The organism is Henriciella pelagia (genome assembly GCF_002088945.1).
In the GTDB taxonomy this organism is placed as follows: domain Bacteria; phylum Pseudomonadota; class Alphaproteobacteria; order Caulobacterales; family Hyphomonadaceae; genus Henriciella; species Henriciella pelagia.
Map to the genome: position 1 here is coordinate 147537 of NZ_NCSU01000015.1, position 19285 is coordinate 166821.

Here is a 19285-nt window from a genome sequence, read left to right on the forward strand (position 1 = left end):
CTAAGATTGTCTTAAAGGCTTTGCGCAATACAGGGGCGCAGTGTTTCTTGAAGGATGCCGGCATGATGCTGCGTTCAATCGCTTTTGCCACGCTTCTGATCGCGCCCCCATGGGCTGCCTTTGCGCAGCAGAACTCCTCGATTGCAGCCGGCTCCGACGGCCATGAGCAGCTGACGACCTATGCCTCACAACGCGGCTCAACTGCGGCCGTGTGCGAAGCGACTTGCATGCGAGATGCAAAGTGCACTGGCTGGGCGCTGACGCTGCCAACCTTCCGCGTCGGTCCACGCTGCGAGCTGAAGCAGGCCGAGGTTTACCGGGCCGCCTCACAGCCGCCCCGGCAAGAACGCATCCTGTCGGACATCCCTGCTCGCCCGAAGGTACAGCAACCGGCACCGCCGCCCGCCAGCATCCGGCAGGTGCAACCTGCTGCGGTCGGGCCGGAAACGCAGAACCCTCAGCCCGCTAGCGCAGAGACCGCGACGCAGATCATCGAAGCGAACCGGCAGTCCGACCGGCCGCGTCAAACAGATCCGGGACGAAGCCAGCAAATCGTCGAGTCGACCTTGCGCGGCACGACGCCTACATCATCCTCCGCTGCGCCGGTTCGTGTCCCTGTACCAACACCACAGCCTGTGCAGCGCACGCGAACAGTCGTCACCACGCCGCCGCGAACTGTTACCACGGCGCGGGCCCTGGCGCCGAAGACTGCCTCGCCCGCCACCCCCCCGAACGCAGCGCCCGCACCGCCGCCGCTGATCGCACGGCCAAGTGCGGCTGCAACAAGATCTGCGACCACGTCGCCCGCAGAGCCGCCCTTCCCTGTCAGCCCTGTCCCGCCGGCCAGCGACGTAAGGCCGCCTCGTGCAGGGCCCGAAGCTGCGCCAGCTGCACTCGATGAAAAGCAACCGCTTCCAGCGCGGACGAGTGCTGCGTCACGCCAGCCGCTTCCGTCACTGGGCGCAGATGACCGCCCGCCCCTGCCACGCCGCAGACTGAACGATGGCCAGGCCTATTCGGTGCAGAAAATGGAAATCCTGCCCGGCGACCTCGAAGCGACCGCGGGGTATCTTGAAACGCTGCCGGATCAAGACGAAGCCGAGGTTTCCGGCGAAACAGGATCTGAAAACTAGGACGGCGCGCGTGTCTTGAGGGCAAGGGCATGCAATTCGCCGCCCATTTTTCCTTTAAGCGCGGCGTAGACCATCTGGTGCTGCCTGACGCGCGAAACACCCGCAAATTGCGGCGATACGATTTCTGCCTGCCAGTGATCATTGTCGCCTGCGAGGTCCGTCAGAATGATGTCCGCTTCCGGGAAAGCGTCCTTCAGGTGGTTTTCAAGCGTCTCGCGGTCCATGGCCATGGCGACAGTCTCCTTTTGCTGGCACATGGCGCGCAACGCGCCTAGGGTCAAGGTGAAGCCCCGATCTGGAGACATTGAATGAAATACATTTTGTCGGCGGTGGCGCTCAGTCTGGCCGCATGTTCCAGTGCGTCGGTGCAGCCCCCCGCCTCTTCAAGGGTCAGCCCCCAGATCGCTTACAAGGCACAATTCCATGATCAGGAACGGGCCTTGGCCGCCCTGAAGATGTTATCATCCGACGACTTTGCAGGCCGCAAGACCGGCACCGAAGGCAATCGCAAGGCGATGGAATGGATCGAAAGCCAACTGCGCGATCGCGCTGTCATGCCGGCGACGAAGGAAGGGTACCGGGCCCCTTTTACGGCCCCGAATTTCCGGTCACCGGACGAGATCATCGAAGGCATCAATCTCGTTGCTGCGATTTCAGGCACGAAAAATCCCAAGACAGCCATCATAATGTCCGCCCATTATGACCATCTCGGCGCAGATGACGGCATCTATAATGGTGCCGATGACAATGCATCGGGCGTCTCTGCCTTGCTTGAAGCCATCTCCTGGTTTCAGGCCAATCCGCCAAAGAATACGATCCTCTTCGCCTTCTTCGATGCTGAAGAACAGGGAATCGTCGGGTCGGCCTCCATGGTCGACCAGTTCAGCACGACCGAAAAAGAGAATATCGCGATCAACCTCAACCTCGACATGGTGTCACGCGCTGACAAGAGTGAGCTCTATGCAATCGGCGGTTATCATTTCCCGGAGCTAATCCCCCTGATCAAGGACATCGCATCGCGAGCACCACTGAAACTGTTGCGCGGACACGAAACGCCGGATCTCGGTCCAGACGACTGGTCATTTGCATCCGACCACGCCCCATTCCTCAGGTCTGGCATACGAATTCTGTATCTCGGCGTCGAGGATCACGCGGACTATCACAAGCCCAGTGACGAGTTCGACAAAGTTGAGCCCGACGCTTTCGCTCGCTCAGTCGATACAATCATGCTGACGGCAGAGGCCCTCGACGACTGGGTCGCCGGGCTGGAAACCTCTCCGACGGACTAGGCCTTCAGCACCGCATCCAGAAACCTTCTGGAAAGGAAATCGTAACTATTCGGAAACCATATTCAGGCCGCGAAAAGCGAAAGGCCTGCAAATGGTTCGTGCTCTCAGATCTTTCTTCTTCGGGCGCTGGCTGCGCGTTCAGGGCGGGGACGTATCGCTGCTCCCATTGATCCTGCTCGTCATCGCCGCGCTCGCCATCTCCTACTGGAACAAGGCCCGCGAGCCGTCCGATTTTCTCGGCCCGGTCTTTTTCTCGACCTGCAACGGTGACGTTCGCCTCAACTGCGTCGTCGATGGCGATACGATCTGGGCCCATGGCGACAAGGTGCGTCTTGCAGATATTGATGCCCCGGAAGTTTTCTCTCCGGACTGTCCGTCCGAAAGGGAACTTGGACACAAGGCAACGCTTCGCCTCGCAGCGCTGCTCAATCAGGGGCAGGTCGAACTGCGCACATCCGGCTCGCGCGACCGTGACAAGTATGGTCGCCTGTTACGCGTTGCGGTCGTCGATGGACGCTCCGTTGGCCAGACACTGATCGCCGAGGGCCTCGCCCATCGATGGGGCAATCATCAGCAGGGCTGGTGCTCTTGAGAAGAAGCCCCGGACCGACAATCCGGGGCCTCCTGTTCGGATGAGTTGGCTTGCTATTCCCAACCGCAAGACCGGCCTTCATTTTCTTCTTCAAGATAGGTGATCAGCGGATCGAAATATTCGATGATCGCCGAGCCGTCCATTTCACGCGTGCCGGTGAAAGTTTCCAGCACATCCGGCCATGGCTCTGACGCGCCCATCTCCATCATCGCATTGAAGCGCGCGCCGACATCCTTGTTGCCATAGATCGAGCAACGGTGCAGCGGGCCTTCCCAACCGGCCTGTTCACAGGCCGCCTTATGGAACTGGAACTGCATGATGTAGCTGAGGAAGTAGCGCAAGTACGGCGTATTGCCCGGGATGTGATACTTCGCACCAGGGTCAAATGCATCAGCTGGGCGTGGTCCCGGCGGGACGATTCCCTGATACTTGGTCCGCTTTTCCCACCAGGCGGTGTTGTAGTCTTCCGGCGCCGTCGTGCCGTCGAGCACGTCCCAGCGCCAGCTGTCGACCGTGATCGCGAAAGGCAGGAAGGCAATCTTGTCGAGCGCGGTGTTCATCAGCAGCGAGATGTCGGCGTCAGCGCCTGGCACCTGCGACTCGTCGATGAGACCGATATCGACCAGATAGGATGGCGTAATCGAAAGGGCGATAAAGTCGCCAATGGCTTCATGGAAACCGTCATGCGCACCATCCTTGTAAAGATGGTCGACGTCCTTGTAGGCGCGCTGATAGTAATTGTGACCAAGCTCGTGGTGCACCGTGTAAAAGTCCTCGGCATTCACCTCGGTACACATCTTGATGCGAACGTCTTCCTCATCGTCGAGATCCCAGGCCGACGCGTGGCAGACCACCTCCCGCGGGGCCGGTGGCCGCACAATCATCGAGCGCTCCCAGAATGTGTCCGGCAGAGGGTCGAGGCCGAGCGAAACGAAGAAGGCTTCGGCCGTCTCGACCATCTTGATCGCGTCATAATCGGCTTCGATCAGCTCCTCGGTCAGGTCATAGCCCTGCCCCGGCAGGCCTTCCGGCTCGACCAGCGGATAGATATTCGACCATTGCTGGGACCACATATTACCGAGAAGGTCGGCGCGGATCGGGCCGGTGGCGGGCTGGACCTCGTCGCCATACTGCTCGTTCAGTTCCGCGCGGACATAGCAGTGAAGCTCCTCATAGAGCGGCTCGACCTGCGTCCACAGGCGGTCCACTTCCTCGGCCATCTCTTCTGGTGGCATGTCGTAATTCGACAGCCACATCGTCTTCAGATTGTCATAGCCAAGTTCGCGCGCACCTGCATTGGCGATTTCGACCATGCGTGCATAATCGTCCTTCATCGGCGGTGAAATCGTGCGCCAGCCTTCCCAGACCGCTTTTAGTTCTTCCGGGTCGCGGCTCGTCTCGATGATCGTCGACAACTGATCGAGATTGAGCGTCTCGCCCTTGTAGACGAAGGTGCCAGTGCCGTAAGTGGCGTCCAGGCCCGTTGTGATTTCAGCAAGCTCTTCGGCTGCGCCGGGCGTTGACGGTGCCGGGATCGTGATGCCGGACTGAAGGCGCTTCATCTTGCGATCAAGGTCTGCTGGCAGGTCGACATCATTGAACTTCTTGGTCTCATTGGCGAGCGAGACGGAGAGCTTCGTCGCCTTTGCGCCCGCTGCAGCGGCCGCAGCATTCGTCTCATCGGTGATATTTGTCGCCTGCTCCCAGAAGATCGGGCTGATCTCCTTTGACATTGCGGCAAGTTCGGCGTCGGCGCGCTCCAGAAAGGCCCGCGCATCTTCGACGGTCGGGCCCGCATCAGCTGCTGGGGGTGGGACGGGAACTTCAGCCGGCGGGACATTGTCAGCAGAATTGCCGGCGCACGCGGCCAGCATGGCAAAGCCGAGCGCTGCGGCGCTGACGGAAGAAAGGGATCGTTTCATTTCAGGGAACCTCCATGGATGCGCCAAACGAAGCGCTAACCTGGGAGAAGGTCAATGGCCGAGGCCGGGATTTGACAGACCCGAACAAGGCCGGGGACCCGCCTGATCGCGATGGCCCTGCAAGCATTGAGGGATGGGGGACAGCCTGCAGGGGCCAACGCGAATTGAGAGATAGCAAGGCGCAGGATGGGGGACGAAGGCGCCCTGATCATCTGCCTCTCATGAAAACTTACGTTTCAGGAGACGATTCAGATGAAAAAAAGTACAAAAAAATTTTGTGACAATGGCGGGCTTAACCGCCTCAGCCCTTCATATAGCGCGGTAACCAGCCTTCATGTGCCGCTCGGAGGGTGCCGAGCGGGACACCAAGAATGCTGTCGCCCCCGAATTCCCCAACGCGCACAGACTGCTCTGTTTCGACGTGATATTGGCGAATGATTTCAGGAGAAACTGCAATCAGGAATGATGCGCCGCGCTCACCGAACATCGCAGAAGGTGTGGAACTGACCGTATCGTCCAGTTGCACTCCAGTGCCATTTGACAATGCCATTTCAGCTGCGGCGCAAGCAACGCCGCCTTCGCTCACATCATGGACGGCCGTTACAAGTCCTCTTTCGATGAGCCCCCTCACCAACTCGGAATGGTGCACTTCCGTCGCAAGATCGACTGGCGGCGGCGGACCAAGCTCTTCGCCTTTCAGGCCCAGCCACTCGCGCGCATAAAGCGAAGCGCCCAGATGGCCCGTGGACTCGCCGATCAGGATTAGCACGTCGCCCGGCTGCGCGCCTTTCAAGGTCGCGATCTTCGAGATGTCCTCGATCAGGCCGACACCGCCAACGACCGGCGTTGGCGGGATCGCGACACCATCGGTCTCGTTATAAAGGCTGACATTGCCTGAGACGACCGGGAAATTGAGCTGCTTGCACGCCTCGGCCATGCCTTCGATCGCCTTGACGATATAGCCCATCGTCGCGGGCTTTTCCGGGTTGCCGAAATTGAGATTGTCGGTGATCGCGATGGGCGTCGCGCCAACTGCTGAGAGATTGCGATACGCTTCGGCCACAACCGCCTTGCCGCCTTCATACGGGTCGGCCGCGACATAGTGCGGATTGCAATCGGAACAGATGGCCAGCGCCTTGTTCGTGCCGTGGATGCGGACAATCGCGGCATCGCCCATGGATTGGGAACTGTCGACCGTGTCGCCCATGACGTGGCGGTCATACTGCTCCCAGATCCAGCGCTTCGACGCCATGTCCGGGCAGGACATCAGCTTCAGCAGCACCTCGCCATAATCTTCAGGCTCTGGATATTTCGAGATATCGAGCGGCGCGCGTTTCTTGGGCTCCACCCATGGCCGGTCATAATTCGGCGCGTCCTCGGCAAGCGGCGGCACCGGGATGTCGCAGACGACCTCACCGAACTGCTTCAGCACCATGTGGCCGGTATCGGTCGTCATGCCGATGACTTCGGCGTCGAGGTCGTACTTGTCGAAGATGGCCTTGGCGACCCTTTCCTTGCCGGGTTTCAGCACCATGAGCATCCGCTCCTGGCTCTCGGACAGCATGATCTCATAGGCGGTCATGCCGGTCTCGCGCTGGGGCACCTTGTCGAGGTCCATCTCGATGCCGATGCCGCCCTTGTCTGCCATCTCGACGGAGGAAGACGTCAGCCCGGCTGCGCCCATATCCTGAATCGCCTGGATCGCATCGGTCGCCATCAGCTCAAGACACGCCTCGATCAGCAGCTTCTCTGTGAATGGGTCACCGACCTGCACGGTGGGGCGCTTTTCCTCGTCACCTTCGGAGAATTCCGCAGACGCCATGGTCGCGCCGTGGATGCCGTCCCGGCCGGTCTTTGAGCCGACATAGAAGATCGGATTGCCGGGCGTTGCACCGCGCGCATAGAAAATCTTGTCCTGATCGGCGAGGCCGACGGCCATCGCATTGACGAGGATATTGCCATTATAGCCTTCGTCGAACTGCGTCTCGCCGGCCACCGTCGGCACGCCAACGCAATTGCCGTAGCCGCCGATGCCCGCGACCACACCGGCCACGAGCGAGCGCGTCTTCGGATGATCCGGCGAACCAAAGCGCAGTGCGTTGACCAGTGCAATCGGACGCGCGCCCATGGTGAACACGTCGCGCAGGATGCCGCCGACGCCTGTCGCTGCGCCCTGATAGGGCTCGATGTAGGAAGGGTGGTTATGCGACTCCATCTTGAAGATCGCCGCCTGCCCGTCACCGATATCAATGACGCCTGCATTCTCACCAGGCCCCTGAATAACGCGGTCATTCTTGGTCGGGAACTTTGAGAGGTGCCGGCGCGAGGATTTGTAGGAGCAATGCTCGGACCACATCACCGAGTAGATGCCAAGCTCGACAAGGTTCGGATTGCGTCCAAGGCGTGTGATCAGCCGGTCCCATTCCTCAGCGTTGATCCCGTGACCGGCCGCATCGGCTTCGGTCTGCTCAGCTTTCAGGTGCTCAAGAATGGCAGATGTGTCCGTCATGCCCGCTCCTTAGCGTCAAGCGCGGCGAGTCGCCAGTCGCATTCGCCTCAATTACTGCAGGCGGTGAAACCACTCTGTACTTAAAGGCCTTGAGCGTGTTGATAGGTTTGGCTTAAGTCAGAGACGGAAAACACATCAAGGAGTGCCCCCATGAGACTTGCTTTGCTGGCCCTGCTGCCGGTCATGCTGGCCGCCTGCGGCAATGAACGCATCGATCCGGAAGCCCGGATGCCGACACCATATCCGGAAGACAGCGAGCCGGGCGAAACCGTTACGCCGGTCAGCAACGAGTTTGCCGTCACCTCGACTGAGGCTTCAGAAATTGAAGGCGAATGGACCGCAACCCGCATTGGCGGCAATGAAACGCTCGTCTTCACAAGCGCTACTGGCGAACAGATTGCCGGTGTCGGCTGTCAGGATCGCGGTTCTGACGCCGCAAACGGTGTCATGTTCCATCGTTTCATGGCGTTCGAAGATGTTGGCGACTCGATTTCGGTCTACACCTCGGCCGGCTCCAAATCCTACGGTCCAGCTGGCGACAATCCAGTTACGATCACGGTTGGCGAAGACGACCCGTTCGCAGTCATGCTGGCGAGCGCCCGGGGCGATATCCGTATCGTCACCGATAGCGGCGACGTCACGGTCATTCCGACCTCCGATGAAGTGCGCGCGCTGGTTTCAGATTGCCGCGGCGCCTTCGTCTACACGTCGCCCGCCGATGAAGAAGAGACCGAGGAAGAATAAGCCTTTCCCGATTCCTCAGAAAATGAAGCGCCGCCCCGATTGATCGAGGCGGCGCTTTTCTTGTTGTCAGCCCTGGAATTACTCGTCAGCCGGGTGAGCCGCCATCCAGGCATCGGACTGGGCGCCTACAATCTTCACGAGATTGCCCATGGCCGCATGCATGTCGATGAGGTGCAGGCCCCATCCGGCGTTCACGCCGTCTGGCCCCGTCACATCGCCCACAATGTCATCCACGCGGGGGTCTGATGGATCGCCATTCACCGTGATTTCCAGATAGGAATACTCGCCATTATCGACGCATTCAGCGGTGAGCAGCCCCGGAACAGCGGCGAATGGCGTGTCCACGCCTTCGCCGTTCACAAACTCTGACGGCTCTCCGCCATACCAGCCTCGCGCCGACAGGCGCGCATCTAGCACACCATTGTCACCGGACAGCTCGGCCGGATTGACGCACAGGGCCGACTTGCCGGTCCGACTCTTGCCGCCAAACAGCGCGCCCTCAGTCGGCGTCAGTGTCGATCGATAGGAGGAATATGCGATGATGCAGCCGGTCTGATCCATCGCTTTGCAGGGCGGGTACGGCCCGAACGCGCCGGTATCGCCATCAAGGTGCGTGGTCATGCCGGTCGGCATCAGAGACACGATCCTGTCTTCCATCTCGGACCCGACAATCTCGCGCTTCACCAGCTCCTGGATCAGGCTGGACCCTTGCGAATGGCCGAGAAGAACCACCCCGCGGCCATCATTAAACTTGTCGACATATTCATTCCAGGCTCCGGTCACATCCGACCAGCGCATGGGGATGGAGGCCGTGAAGCCTTGCCCGCCGAAACCGCGGCGCAGTTCTGGAACCGTAATCTGGCGATACAGCGGAGCGAAGATCCGGCATTCCTGCGCGAAGGCCGCAAGCTGGCCCTCCACCACGCGCCGCTCCTCATCATTCGCCGTCATGTCGCTGTTCGGTGTCTCATCCATGGAGACGGTCGGGTAAATGTAAAAGCAATCAATGGGCGGGTTCTCGGCAATTTCGACCGCTTCTACAGATGTCGTGCCATCGGCATTTACCACGGTATAGGTGAGGTCCACGTCGCAAGCATCATTGGCTTTCTCCGGATGGCAGAGCCAGCTTGCCTGATCCGAATAGTCGACGACTTCGAAGGCACCGCTTGCGGAAGGCGCATCGGTTTCTGCTTCCGCCGCTTCGGTTTCGGCAGGCGACGCTGTTGCCGCATCGGCCTCGACCGGGTCGCCACCAGCAGAGCCGCAAGCAGCCACCAGTGCCACTGACGCAAGCGCCGCACCATATCGTCTTCTCATAGCCATTCCTCCCTGACCTTCACGATAGGCTACTCTATTAACCACAATCATACAGACACGCAAAAAGCTTTTCGGGATCGGTAAAATTTACCGCATCACCTTCAGAGGATCTGAGACCTGTTCTGCTAGCCTTCTATTCGAAAGGGAACGCAGATGACGACGTACAGGGAACTGGTCCCAAGTGACGTTGAGGGGGTTGTTGACCTTGCGAACGCGTGCGGGTTTCCGCCGCGCAGCCGCGAAGGGTGGCACTGGGCCCTGTTTGAGAACCCTGAGCAGGAAGACCTGCCCTGCGGCTACGTCGCCGAACGTGATGGAACGATCATTGCGATGATCGGAACGCAGGCACGCTCATTTCACTATGGCAATCAGCGGATACTTGCAGCATCCGGGCACACATTCATATCAAGCAAGGCGGGCCGCGGGTCGGGTTTCACGCTCGCCAGAAAGACGCTCGCCAATGACCGTTTCGCGGCCATCTACTCACTGAACAACAATGAGGTGGCTGGCCGCTTTTACAAGCGTATGGGGTTAACGTCATGGCTTGGTCCCAACGGTCGCAAGCGCCTGGAGTGGCCTGTGCGTCCCGTAACCATGGCGATTGGCATGGCCCTGTCACGGCTCGCGCGCCGCCAGTCTGTCTATGTCCGTTTATCGGGCAATGAAAAACATGCCGGTAGCGCGCGATCCCTGTCGCGGCCGAAAAACCTTTCCAGCGGCATTGTCTGGTTAAACCCGTCTGGCGCTCGCGATGCCGACATGATCCGGGCTTTCGACAAGGGGCTGGCGCGTGCTCATCCCATCGCGCCAGTTCGTTCGCCTGAAGTCTACGCCTATCAGCAGCGCGATCCCGACGCCCCTGGCCGCTCAGCGCTGCTGGCGCTCGTCGCCGAGGATGCGATTGAAGGCCTGATGCAGGTCATCATCACCAAGCCGAATGCCTTCGAACCGGCTGAACTTCACATCATCGACCTTGAAATCCTGCCGGGCTGCGATGGCGCACGGGTCATCCCACCGCTCATCCGGACCGCCCGTTCACTTGCCAGGCAGCACCGTCTGTCGCGTGTGAAGCTGCCCTATTCGGACCGCTTCGAAGAGGTCTGCTTTGATGGGACAGGCGTCAGAATCCGTCGTCAGCTCAGCTATGACTGCGCGCACGGTCGGTTTGCAAAGGGTGTGGAAGAGCTCGAAAAGCGCTGGGTGCCAACCGGCCACGAGGGTGATTTCTTCTTCGCCCTCAGGGTCACGCCTGACCGCAGAAAAGCGCGGAAGGTCAACACCGCGAAACGTTCCCATACTGCGAATGGGTTTGTTGAGCGCCGCTCCAAGGCCTGACGTCAGATCGCGCCCATCAGGCTTTCGAACATGCCGCGCCCATCGCTGCCGCCTTCATGGCCGCCGATGGCCCGCTCAGGGTGCGGCATGAGCCCCATGACACGGCCATTATCCGACAGGATGCCGGCGATATCGCGCGCCGATCCGTTCGGGTTTCCGGCATAGCGCAGGACCACACGGCCCTCGCCTTCCAGCCGGTCGAGCGTGTCGTCATCAGCCACATAATTCCCATCGTGATGAGCGATCGGGATCGAGATCGCCTTCCTCTCACCATAGGCGCTGGTATAGGCCGTATTGGCGTTCTCGATGGTCAAATCCTGCGGCCGGCAGACAAATTCCAGCCCGGCATTGCGGATGAGTGCCCCCGGCAGAAGCTGCGTCTCGGTGAGGATCTGGAAGCCATTGCAAACGCCGAGCACGTATCCACCCCGGTTCGCATGCCTCTTCAGCGCTGCGATCACCGGCGAATTGGCCGCCATCGCGCCGCAACGAAGATAGTCACCATAAGAAAAGCCACCCGGTACCATGACGAGATCGACATCGTCCGGCAGGTCGCCATCCTTGTGCCAGACCATTTCAGGGGCGCTGCCGGTAATGTCCGCCAGCGCGGTCTGGGCGTCGCGGTCGCAATTCGACCCTGGGAAAACAATCACTGCGCTCTTCATGCCGCCCCATTAGCAGGGAGTCGGGTGCTTTGGGAATATGCGAATGCGGTCGACCCCCGAATGATGCACCTGTGCGCAAATCTGGCATCGCTCGCAGAGCTCTGGCATAAGCCCTCATGATGACCGTCCGTGTTTCCGCCTTCTACAAGTTCACACCGCTCGCAGATGTCGCAGCGGTCCGCGAAACCGTGCTTGCCGCCCTCGAAAAGGCAGGCGCCATGGGAACCGTCCTTGTGGCCTCAGAGGGCATTAACGGCACGATCGCCGCCGAAGGCCCTGCCCTTGATGAGGCCATGGCGGCTCTGCGCTCGCTCCCCGGCTGCGCGGACCTTGAACACAAGGAAAGCCATGCTGAGGAGATGCCGTTTCTGCGACTCAAGGTGCGCCTGAAACGCGAGATCGTGACCATGGGCGTTCCCGGCACAGACCCGAACGCACTTGTCGGCAGCTATGTCGACCCGCACGAGTGGAACGAGCTGATTTCGGATCCGGACACTGTGCTGATCGACACGCGCAATGACTATGAATTTGCCATTGGGACATTCGAAGGCGCAATCGACCCGAAAACCCGCGCCTTTCGAGAGTTCCCCGACTGGTTCCGCGCGTTTCGCGCCAAACTGGAAGAACAAGGGCGCAAGCCAAAGATCGCCATGTTCTGTACCGGCGGGATACGCTGTGAAAAGGCCACGAGCTTTGTCAAATCGGAAGGCATCGACGAGGTCTTCCACCTGAAGGGCGGCATTCTGAAGTACCTCGAAACCGTGCCGGAGACGGACAGCAAGTGGCAGGGCGAATGCTTCGTTTTCGACGACCGCGTTTCAGTCGGCCATGGTCTTGAGCTTGGCACTTTCTATCTCTGCTATGCCTGCAAGACGCCAGTGAGCGCCGAACAGCGCAAGGATGAGCGATTTGTCGAAGGGCTTTCCTGCCCGGCCTGCCATGACCGTCTCACCGATGAGCAAAGGGCCCGCTTTCAGGAACGCCAGCGCCAGATTGCACTCGCAAAGCAGCGGGGCGAATTGCATCTTGGGCGAACAAGGGTGAAAACGGCAGGCGAATGAGCCTGCCCATCCTCTATTCCTTCCGGCGCTGCCCTTATGCCATGCGCGCCCGCCTCGCCATTCAGTCTGCGCGGTTCAAATGTCGGCTGCGCGAAGTCGTGCTGCGGGACAAACCCGCGGAAATGCTCGAGATTTCACCCAAAGCGACGGTTCCGGTCCTTCAGCTCAGCTCGGGCGAGGTCATTGATGAAAGCCTTGATGTGATGCGTCACGCCCTGGGCGAAGCCGATCCGGAAAGCCTGCTGGAACCGGAAACGGGAACGCTCGACGACATGCTGGCGCTGATCGCGGCTTGCGACGGACCGTTCAAGCATCATCTTGATCGCTACAAATATCCAGACAGGTATGAAGGCGCTGTCGCCGCGGATCATCGAACCGCCGCGACCGGTTTCCTGGTGACGCTCAATGAACGCCTGACCGGTAGCGCGCAGCTCTTCGGCGATCGCGTATCGCTGGCCGACCTAGCCATCATGCCGTTCCTACGCCAGTTCGCGAATACTGACCGCGCCTGGTTCGACACGCAGCCCTACCCGGCCTTGCAGCGCTGGTTGGGTGAACACCTCGAAAGCCAACGCTTTAAGGCGATCATGCCCAAATTTGCGCAATGGAAGACCGGAGACAGCGAACCGGTTTTCCCAGCCTAGGATTCGCCAGCGAGCGCCTTGCGGACCGCATCGAGCGCAGCATCTGCCTTGTCACCGTCCGGGCCACCGGCCTGCGCCATGTCCGGCCGGCCGCCACCGCCCTTGCCGCCAACTTCAGCAGCCGCGACACGCACGAGATCGACGGCCGAGACCTTGCCGGTCAGATCGTCTGTGACGCCAACCGCCACAGCAGCCTTGCCTTCATTGACGCCGACAAAGACAGCAATGCCGGAGCCGAGTTTCGACTTTGCTTCATCGACGAGGCCACGAAGGTCCCTGCCGCCAACACCGTCCGCCACGCGGGCGATGAGCTTGAAGCCGCCAATCTCCTCCGGCCCGGCGGGCGCGGATGATCCACCGCCGCCCATGGCAAGCTTGCGCTTGGCGTCCGCCAGTTCGCGTTCGAGATTGCGGCGCTCCTCGCTGAGAGACGCAACCTTGCGCCCGACATCCTTCAGAGGGACCTTGAGCTGGTCAGCAAGATCGAGCGCGACCTGTGCACGGCCCTTGAGGAAGGACAGCGCTTCGGCGCCTGTCGCAGCCTCGATCCGGCGCACACCCGCTGACACCCCGCCTTCGGACGTGATCACGAAGGCCGCGATATCGCCGGTGCGAGACACATGTGTGCCGCCGCACAATTCGACCGAGTATGGGCGCTCATCCGCTTCGAGGGACTGGCCCATCGAAAGAACGCGAACTTCGTCACCATATTTTTCGCCAAAGAGCGCCAGGGCTCCGGCCTCTATGGCCTTGTCTGGCGCCATGACGCGGATCTTTGCTTCATCATTCTGGCGAATGACGGCGTTCACCTGCTCTTCGATCGCTTCGATCTCAGCCGGCGTGAGCGGGCCGCCATGCGAGAAGTCAAAGCGCAGCCGGTCTTCCTCGACCAGGGAGCCTTTCTGCGTCACATGCGCGCCCAGCACGCTGCGCAGGGCGGCGTGCAAAAGGTGCGTCGCAGAATGATTGGCGCGGATGCGCTGGCGGCGCTCAAAGCTCGCCACGAGCCTTGCCGCATCGCCGGTCTTCACGGCCCCATCGGTCAATTCACCAATATGGACATGAACATCGCCGGCGCGTTTCTGGACGTCGCGCACAATAAAGCGAGCGCCATTGTCAAAGTGAACCTCGCCATGATCGCCGGCCTGACCACCGCTTTCGGCGTAAAACGGCGTCTGGTCGAAGACGAGTTCGCAATCGCCGCCCTCGAAAGCGTCCGCCATTGCGCCATCGGCCACGATGGCTTTCAGTGTGCCGACTGCATCGACCCCCTGATATCCAAGAAATTCGGTCGGCCCGACCTTGTCGCGCACACGGAACCAGATGGCGTCTGACCCGGCGTCGCCCGAGCCCGCCCAGGCACTGCGCGCAGCCTGCTTCTGGAGCGCCATGGCGTCGTCAAAGCCTTTTGTATCGACGCTCATGCCCCGGCCGCGAAGAATGTCCTGCGTCAAGTCCAGCGGAAAGCCGAACGTATCGTAGAGACGAAACGCCGTTTCGCCCGGCAGTTCGTCCTTTTCGGCAAGGCCTTCGGTCGCCTCGTCAAGCAGGGCCAGGCCGCGGCCCAGCGTGCGCTGGAAGCGAGCCTCTTCCTGCTCAAGCGCCGCTTCAATGGCTGGCTGTGCCCGAACGAGTTCCGGATAGGCTTCGCCCATCTCACTGGCGAGCGCGCCCACCAGCCTGAACATGGCCGGTTCGCGCGCGCCGAGGAGGTGACCGTGACGCATGGCGCGCCGCATGATCCGGCGCAGCACATAGCCGCGCCCTTCATTCGACGGCGTCACGCCGTCGGCAATCAGGAAGGCAGACGTGCGAAGATGATCCGCAATAACGCGGAATGAGGCGAGCTGGTCGCCGGCCGCTTTCGCCTTGTAGACGTCTTCTTCCGCAGCAATCAGTTTCTGGAAAAGGTCGATCTCGTAATTGTTGTGAACGCCCTGCAGGACGGCGGCCATGCGCTCCAGCCCCATGCCCGTATCAATGGAGGGCTTGGGAAGATTTATGCGTTCACCATTGGCCTGTTGCTCATACTGCATGAAGACGAGATTCCAGATTTCGATGAACCGGTCGCCATCCTCATCCGGAGACCCCGGAGGACCACCAGGTATCTTGTCACCATGATCGAAGAAGATTTCAGAGCATGGCCCGCATGGCCCTGTATCGCCCATTGACCAGAAATTGTCGCTCGTCGCGATGCGAATGATACGGTCATCGGGCAGGCCCGCCACCTTCTTCCAGATGTCGGCCGCTTCTTCGTCCTCGGCATAGACGGTGACAAGAAGCCGATCCTTTGACAGGCCGAACTCCCTGGTGACCAGTTCCCAGGCAAATGCAATCGCGTCGTCCTTGAAATAATCTCCGAACGAGAAGTTGCCGAGCATTTCAAAGAAGGTGTGATGGCGCGCCGTATACCCGACATTGTCGAGGTCATTGTGCTTGCCGCCAGCGCGAACGCATTTCTGCGACGTGGCTGCGCGCGGCGCGAATGGTGTTTCTGCCCCGGTAAAGATGTTCTTGAACGGGACCATGCCGGCATTTACGAAAAGCAGGGTCGGGTCATTGTCCGGCACCAGAGGCGCCGACGCCTTGCGGGTGTGGCCCTGTCTCTCGAAATAGGAGAGGAAAGTCTCGCGAAGGTGATTGACGCTTGTCATTGTGTTTAATCCTGGCCCCGTCGGTCTATCAGCCGAGCGCGCAGTCTGCTGCGAACAATCGACATTGAAACTGGGGATATAAAGAGTCCCCTGCGGCGCGCCAAGCGTCAGGCGCGCCGCAGGGCCCATTCAATTGCAGTGCGGCTTACATGCCTCAGCCTGCTTCAGCCTCGTCGATATCGTCGGAACTCCCCGAATCGTCTCCATCCTCGGACAGCATGACATCGGACAGCAGACCGGAGCGCTTGCGAATCTCGGTCTCGATCTCGTCAGCGATCTCGGGATTGTCCTTCAGGAACTGGCGGGTCTTCTCGCGGCCCTGACCGATCCGGTCTTCCTTGTAGGAGTACCAGGAGCCGGACTTCTCGATCACTTCGCATTTGACGCCAAGGTCGATCAGCTCCCCGGTCTTCGAGATGCCTTCGCCATAGATGATGTCGAATTCGACCTGGCGGAAGGGCGGGGCCACCTTGTTCTTGACGACTTTCACCCGCGTCTGGTTCCCGATGACCTCATCACGGTCCTTGATCGCGCCAATGCGGCGAATGTCGAGACGGACCGAGGAATAGAATTTCAGCGCATTGCCGCCCGTCGTCGTCTCGGGGCTGCCAAACATCACGCCGATCTTCATCCGGATCTGGTTGATGAAGATCACCATACATTTCGATTTCGAAATCGAACCCGTCAGCTTGCGCAGCGCCTGGCTCATCAGGCGGGCCTGAAGACCCGGCAGGCTGTCACCCATCTCGCCTTCGATTTCCGCGCGCGGTGTCAGCGCCGCAACAGAGTCGATGACCAGAAGATCGACAGCGCCAGACCGCACCAGCGTATCTGCAATCTCAAGCGCCTGTTCGCCCGTATCAGGCTGCGAGACGAGCAGGTCATCGAGGTCAACGCCGAGTTTCGACGCATAGACCGGATCCAGCGCGTGCTCTGCGTCAACAAAGGCGCAGACACCGCCATTCTTCTGAGCTTCGGCCACAGCGTGCAGGGACAAGGTCGTCTTACCGGAGCTTTCCGGACCATAAATCTCGATGATCCGGCCTTTTGGCAGGCCGCCAATGCCGAGGGCGATGTCGAGGCCAAGCGAACCGGTCGAGACAGCCTCGATATCCATTGTCTGCTTGTCGCCGAGCCGCATTACCGAGCCCTTGCCGAAGGACCGCTCAATATTTGCGAGGGCGGTTTCGAGTGCTTTCTGCTTGTCCACGCCGGATTCCTTGTCCACGAGTTGCAATGCGGGTTTGGCCATGAGTCGTCTCCTTAGGTCCATATCTGGCCCTGCATTGCAAGGCCGGCGTTTCATCAAGTCCACCGCATGTACCACATATGTTCTCAAGAACAAAACAAAAACTTCTGGCGTGTCGCAAATGCTTGCCAGCAAGGGGCGGAGCTGCCTAGACTCGCGCACCGAAGGGACTGCTGCAAGGATCGACATGTCGGACATTCGAACTCTTCTGGCTGGCGTGTGTGCGGCCTTGTTCCTGTCATCGCCAACGCTTGCGCAGGAAACGACCGACGTACAAACGCCGCCTGCCGACGATCCACCACCAACCACTCTTCCCTTCGCCCCTACCGTTCAGTCCGCCCCGCCGACCCGGCCGACCTACCCAACGGCCACAAGGGTGGTCGAAGCACCGCCCGCCGATCCTGTCTGCCTCGAGATCGGGCCGATCATTCGCGCGGGCGTGTTGGCAACGCGGTTCGCGACGCTGTCGCCCTCCACGCTGGGCGGCGCCCCGCTCGGCAAATACCCGGCAGGCGACGCCTTCAGGGCGCTCGGCGCTGACTATTGCACCGTCGTGGTACCGGCGGCCTCGGAGCTGACGGCTGACAGCGCGTACAATCAGGTGACCTGCCAGCTCGACATGACCAATGGCGAGGCAGAATATCTCGACGACATGCGAGACCGCCGCGACGCGCTGGTCGAACAGATCGCCGCCTGCCCTGCCATGTCGAGATGGACCGCAACGCCGCCTGACGAAGCCGACCTGTCATCGGGTGACCTCCTGGAAGAATATGTTTTCTCGCACGCAGATGTAGCCGTGGAGATCGTGCTGCGGGCGCGTCAGCATGTCCGCAAGGGAGACTGGCCGCATACCTATATGCGCAGTCTTGATCTCATCTTCCGCACGCCGAATCCGGACCGGCCCGAGCCTTCTGAGCCAGCACCGACGGGCGTTGCAACCACTCCGCCTCCATCACAACCCTGACCGAATGCAGCTTTGCGCCAAACAGGCCTTCCGTCAGCGCCTCAAACGTACCATTATGGCCTCATGCTTACGCGAACCGGAAAACTTGGTGGAGAAGCGCGCCTGCGCTATCTTGATGCCGATCTCGAAGTGATCGAGCCGGGCGATTATGTCGTCTGCGCGGTAACCGGTCGGAAGATCCCGTTGCAGGCCCTTCGCTATTGGAGCGTCGACCATCAGGAAGCCTATGTCGACGCCGAGGCTGCCGCATCGCGAATGGTCAGCAAGCAGGACTGACATGTTTCTCCTTCGCGATCTGATTTTTCCGGGTCTCGTATTTCTCCTGCCAGCCTCTCCTGCGGTCGCGGAGCTGACATGCGCTGGCGCGGCAAAGCAGAGCGGGTTGCTGGTCTGCTCGGGCCCTGCCGAAACATCGATCGATGTCATCGCGCCCGGCGGAACCACCGTCCGCTCGGTCAGGACGGACGCCGACGGCAGGGTGGTCATCGGTCTTGCACAGGATGAAGCGCCTGAGCTGACCCTGACGCCGCGAGCACCAAACATTGCGCCGCTGACCGTTCAGATTGCGCCGCGAAAAGACGACTACCGCGTCATCCGCGGGCTCGACTGCGACAAGGTCGATGCCCGCACCGAAGCGCAGAAGCAACATGCCGCCGAAAGCTGGGTGAAGAAGCAGGACGCTTTTGCAACGTTCAACCAGGGTCCCGCCGCGTCCCAGGGCTTCATCAAACCCGCAACAGGCCCTACCTCTTCGCCTTTCGGACCAACGCGCAAATATATCGGCATGGGGGTCGACGGGAAGGAGTGCGAGAGCACCTCAGTCCACCGCGGCTATGACATGGCTGTCCCGACCGGCACGCCTGTTGTTGCGCCTGCCAGCGGTGTCGTCATTCTCAGTGATCCTGATCTCTATTATGAGGGGGGAAGCGTCTTCCTTGATCATGGCGGCGGGCTGGTGTCCGTCTTCATGCACATGTCCAAGGTCGAAGTGAAGGCTGGCGAATTTGTCGGCACGGGAGACCAGCTTGGCCTCTCAGGCAATACAGGCCGCACGACAGGGCCGCACCTCCACTGGGCGGTGAAGTGGCGCAATACGGCAAGCGAAGACCGGGATGGAGATTTCTATATCGACCCGGCCCTGCTTCTGGAGATCCCTCCCGAGCCAGTGCCAACACCCTGATTTCGCTTATGCACGAAACCATTCGGG

General features: G+C 60.4%; 17 protein-coding genes. 10 read left to right on the forward strand and 7 right to left on the reverse strand.

The window, feature by feature from the left end; genetic code table 11:
- Nucleotides 1–62: 62 nt before the first annotated feature.
- Nucleotides 63–1133 carry a hypothetical protein gene (locus B8746_RS15285; RefSeq protein ID WP_084394570.1) on the forward strand — a complete coding sequence of 357 codons (1071 nt, stop codon included), beginning with the start codon at nt 63–65 and terminating at the stop codon, nt 1131–1133.
- Here B8746_RS15285 and B8746_RS15290 read toward each other — a convergent pair.
- A complete protein-coding gene (locus B8746_RS15290; RefSeq protein ID WP_084394571.1) occupies nt 1130–1363 on the reverse strand; it encodes a BolA/IbaG family iron-sulfur metabolism protein in 234 nt (77 codons plus the stop codon). The two genes, B8746_RS15285 and B8746_RS15290, sit on opposite strands and share 4 nt — an antisense overlap.
- Nucleotides 1364–1441: 78 nt before the next feature.
- On the opposite strand from B8746_RS15290, the gene B8746_RS15295 reads away from it, so the two are divergent.
- Together B8746_RS15295 and B8746_RS15300 are read left to right on the forward strand one after the other, a co-directional pair.
- Nucleotides 1442–2422, forward strand: a complete 981-nt coding sequence (locus B8746_RS15295; RefSeq protein WP_084394572.1) for a M20/M25/M40 family metallo-hydrolase — start codon at nt 1442–1444, stop codon at nt 2420–2422.
- 91 nt (nt 2423–2513) lie between these two features.
- Nucleotides 2514–3014 (forward strand): thermonuclease family protein, encoded by a 501-nt coding sequence (locus B8746_RS15300; RefSeq protein ID WP_084394573.1) that lies wholly within the window; start codon nt 2514–2516, stop codon nt 3012–3014.
- A gap of 53 nt (nt 3015–3067) precedes the next feature.
- Here the strand turns inward: B8746_RS15300 and B8746_RS15305 are convergent, their stop codons facing one another.
- Nucleotides 3068–4936 carry a M2 family metallopeptidase gene (locus B8746_RS15305; RefSeq protein WP_084394574.1) on the reverse strand — a complete coding sequence of 623 codons (1869 nt, stop codon included), beginning with the start codon at nt 4934–4936 and terminating at the stop codon, nt 3068–3070.
- 301 nt (nt 4937–5237) lie between these two features.
- A complete protein-coding gene (gene purL, locus B8746_RS15310) occupies nt 5238–7445 on the reverse strand; it encodes a phosphoribosylformylglycinamidine synthase subunit PurL (RefSeq protein WP_084394575.1) in 2208 nt (735 codons plus the stop codon).
- Between the two features lie 150 nt (nt 7446–7595).
- On the opposite strand from purL, the gene B8746_RS15315 reads away from it, so the two are divergent.
- The gene (locus B8746_RS15315) at nt 7596–8189 is read left to right on the forward strand and encodes a hypothetical protein (RefSeq protein ID WP_084394576.1); all 594 of its coding nucleotides are present in this window, start codon (nt 7596–7598) and stop codon (nt 8187–8189) included.
- A 78-nt stretch (nt 8190–8267) separates the two neighbouring features.
- Here the strand turns inward: B8746_RS15315 and B8746_RS15320 are convergent, their stop codons facing one another.
- A complete protein-coding gene (locus B8746_RS15320) occupies nt 8268–9506 on the reverse strand; it encodes a DUF3089 domain-containing protein (protein WP_158084661.1) in 1239 nt (412 codons plus the stop codon).
- A 153-nt stretch (nt 9507–9659) separates the two neighbouring features.
- Here B8746_RS15320 and B8746_RS15325 point away from each other — a divergent pair, with 153 nt between their 5' ends.
- A complete protein-coding gene (locus B8746_RS15325) occupies nt 9660–10841 on the forward strand; it encodes a GNAT family N-acetyltransferase (protein ID WP_084394578.1) in 1182 nt (393 codons plus the stop codon).
- A gap of 2 nt (nt 10842–10843) precedes the next feature.
- Here the strand turns inward: B8746_RS15325 and purQ are convergent, their stop codons facing one another.
- Nucleotides 10844–11506, reverse strand: a complete 663-nt coding sequence (purQ, locus tag B8746_RS15330) for a phosphoribosylformylglycinamidine synthase subunit PurQ (RefSeq protein ID WP_084394579.1) — start codon at nt 11504–11506, stop codon at nt 10844–10846.
- Between the two features lie 119 nt (nt 11507–11625).
- Between purQ and trhO the strand changes: the two genes are divergently transcribed.
- Together trhO and B8746_RS15340 are read left to right on the forward strand one after the other, a co-directional pair.
- Complete coding sequence (gene trhO / locus B8746_RS15335) at nt 11626–12567, forward strand: oxygen-dependent tRNA uridine(34) hydroxylase TrhO (RefSeq protein WP_084394747.1); 942 nt, start codon at nt 11626–11628, stop codon at nt 12565–12567.
- Nucleotides 12564–13211: a glutathione S-transferase gene (locus B8746_RS15340; protein ID WP_084394580.1), complete on the forward strand. Its 648-nt coding sequence runs from the start codon at nt 12564–12566 to the stop codon at nt 13209–13211. The genes trhO and B8746_RS15340 overlap by 4 nt, the downstream gene beginning before the upstream one ends.
- Here B8746_RS15340 and alaS read toward each other — a convergent pair.
- Both alaS and recA read right to left on the reverse strand, forming a co-directional pair.
- Nucleotides 13208–15865 carry an alanine--tRNA ligase gene (alaS, locus tag B8746_RS15345; protein WP_084394748.1) on the reverse strand — a complete coding sequence of 886 codons (2658 nt, stop codon included), beginning with the start codon at nt 15863–15865 and terminating at the stop codon, nt 13208–13210. The genes B8746_RS15340 and alaS overlap by 4 nt on opposite strands.
- 154 nt (nt 15866–16019) lie before the next feature.
- Nucleotides 16020–17117 (reverse strand): recombinase RecA, encoded by a 1098-nt coding sequence (recA, locus tag B8746_RS15350; protein ID WP_084394581.1) that lies wholly within the window; start codon nt 17115–17117, stop codon nt 16020–16022.
- A 184-nt stretch (nt 17118–17301) separates the two neighbouring features.
- Between recA and B8746_RS15355 the strand changes: the two genes are divergently transcribed.
- The 3 genes from B8746_RS15355 (at nt 17302) to B8746_RS15365 (ending at nt 19258) form a co-directional block, all read left to right on the forward strand.
- Nucleotides 17302–18078: a hypothetical protein gene (locus B8746_RS15355; protein ID WP_143434622.1), complete on the forward strand. Its 777-nt coding sequence runs from the start codon at nt 17302–17304 to the stop codon at nt 18076–18078.
- A 63-nt stretch (nt 18079–18141) separates the two neighbouring features.
- The gene (locus B8746_RS15360) at nt 18142–18354 is read left to right on the forward strand and encodes a DUF2093 domain-containing protein (RefSeq protein ID WP_084394583.1); all 213 of its coding nucleotides are present in this window, start codon (nt 18142–18144) and stop codon (nt 18352–18354) included.
- A gap of 1 nt (nt 18355) precedes the next feature.
- Nucleotides 18356–19258, forward strand: coding sequence for a M23 family metallopeptidase (locus B8746_RS15365; RefSeq protein WP_233124384.1), 903 nt, complete (start codon nt 18356–18358; stop codon nt 19256–19258).
- Nucleotides 19259–19285: the final 27 nt, after the last annotated feature.

Coding starts and splice junctions, on each gene's coding strand:
- B8746_RS15305 (WP_084394574.1), bottom strand. CDS start 4,936: ATGAAACGATCCCTTTCTTCCGTCAGCGCCGCAGCGCTCGGCTTTGCC.
- B8746_RS15295 (WP_084394572.1), top strand. CDS start 1,442: ATGAAATACATTTTGTCGGCGGTGGCGCTCAGTCTGGCCGCATGTTCC.
- B8746_RS15300 (WP_084394573.1), top strand. CDS start 2,514: ATGGTTCGTGCTCTCAGATCTTTCTTCTTCGGGCGCTGGCTGCGCGTT.
- B8746_RS15325 (WP_084394578.1), top strand. CDS start 9,660: ATGACGACGTACAGGGAACTGGTCCCAAGTGACGTTGAGGGGGTTGTT.
- B8746_RS15320 (WP_158084661.1), bottom strand. CDS start 9,506: ATGAGAAGACGATATGGTGCGGCGCTTGCGTCAGTGGCACTGGTGGCT.
- alaS (WP_084394748.1), bottom strand. CDS start 15,865: ATGACAAGCGTCAATCACCTTCGCGAGACTTTCCTCTCCTATTTCGAG.
- B8746_RS15290 (WP_084394571.1), bottom strand. CDS start 1,363: ATGGCCATGGACCGCGAGACGCTTGAAAACCACCTGAAGGACGCTTTC.
- B8746_RS15315 (WP_084394576.1), top strand. CDS start 7,596: ATGAGACTTGCTTTGCTGGCCCTGCTGCCGGTCATGCTGGCCGCCTGC.
- trhO (WP_084394747.1), top strand. CDS start 11,626: ATGACCGTCCGTGTTTCCGCCTTCTACAAGTTCACACCGCTCGCAGAT.
- B8746_RS15360 (WP_084394583.1), top strand. CDS start 18,142: ATGCTTACGCGAACCGGAAAACTTGGTGGAGAAGCGCGCCTGCGCTAT.
- purL (WP_084394575.1), bottom strand. CDS start 7,445: ATGACGGACACATCTGCCATTCTTGAGCACCTGAAAGCTGAGCAGACC.
- B8746_RS15355 (WP_143434622.1), top strand. CDS start 17,302: ATGTCGGACATTCGAACTCTTCTGGCTGGCGTGTGTGCGGCCTTGTTC.
- purQ (WP_084394579.1), bottom strand. CDS start 11,506: ATGAAGAGCGCAGTGATTGTTTTCCCAGGGTCGAATTGCGACCGCGAC.
- B8746_RS15365 (WP_233124384.1), top strand. CDS start 18,356: ATGTTTCTCCTTCGCGATCTGATTTTTCCGGGTCTCGTATTTCTCCTG.
- recA (WP_084394581.1), bottom strand. CDS start 17,117: ATGGCCAAACCCGCATTGCAACTCGTGGACAAGGAATCCGGCGTGGAC.
- B8746_RS15340 (WP_084394580.1), top strand. CDS start 12,564: ATGAGCCTGCCCATCCTCTATTCCTTCCGGCGCTGCCCTTATGCCATG.
- B8746_RS15285 (WP_084394570.1), top strand. CDS start 63: ATGATGCTGCGTTCAATCGCTTTTGCCACGCTTCTGATCGCGCCCCCA.